The 996-nt window shown below is 70.2% G+C and carries 1 protein-coding gene; it reads right to left on the bottom strand.

Annotated elements, in window-relative coordinates:
- The coding region (locus ABTU92_RS28905; RefSeq protein ID WP_408095011.1) for a glycosyltransferase at positions 1-996 on the bottom strand (996 nt) is incomplete at both ends.

Here is a 996-nt window from a genome sequence, read left to right as displayed (position 1 = left end):
GGCGCGCCGCGCCATCTCCATCTCCTTCTCGACGAAGGACGAGAACTCGGCCCGGAATCGCTCGGCCGAGAACCGCTGCGCCTGCTGGCGGCAGGTCGTGCGCGAGAAGGTGTGCTCCTGCGCCACGAAGGCGCGCACGCAATCGGCGATGTCGTCCGGCGTCGGCGTGAGGAAGAACATGCCCGAGCGGTTCGGCACCGAGGCGGACACGATCTCGCGGGCGCCGCCGCGGCCGAGCGCCAGCACCGGCGTGCCCTCCGAGAGCGCCTCGACCATGATGATGCCGAAGTCCTCCTCGGCGGCGAACACGAAGGCGCGCGCCGTCGCCATCAGGCGGCGCAGCTCCTCGTCGCTGACGAAGCCGGCGAACGACACGTTCGGCGTGGCGATCTCGCGCAGCCGCTTGCCCTCTGGACCGGCGCCGGCGACCGTCAGCTCGAGGTCGGGCAGCTCGGCGAAGGCACGCACCACCGCCTCGATGTTCTTGTAGGGGACCAGCCGGCTCGCGGCCAGGAAGTGGGTGCCGCGCGGCACGTCCGGCCGCAGCTTGCCGATTGTGACGGGCGGATAGATCACCTTGGCGGTGCGGCCGTAGACGCGGCGGATGCGCCGCGCCACGAAGGCCGAGTTGGCGATCATGGCGTCCGGGCCGCTCGCCGTGCGGGTGTCCCACAGGCGCATGCGGTGCAGCACCATGCGGGCGACGGCGCTCTTCAGCCGGCCGTAGCCGCTCTCGCGCAGATAGCTGTGCTGGAGGTCCCAGGCATAGCGCATCGGCGAGTGGACGTAGGAGATGTGGATCTGGTCGGGCCCGACCAGGACGCCCTTGGCCACCGCGTAGCTCGACGACAGCACGAGATCGTAGCCGGACAGGTCGAACTGCTCGATCGCCAGCGGCATCAGCGGCAGATAGGTGCGGTGCTGCGAGCGGATGAACGGCAGCCGCTGCATGAAGCTGGTGTTCGCCCGGTCGTAACCGATCTTGGCGCGCTCGGC

It is taken from the genome of Rhodoplanes sp. SY1 (assembly GCF_046000175.1).
GTDB lineage: Bacteria > Pseudomonadota > Alphaproteobacteria > Rhizobiales > Xanthobacteraceae > Rhodoplanes.
The sequence above is the reverse complement of the archived record's forward strand: the minus strand, read 5'-3'. Positions and strand labels throughout refer to the sequence as shown.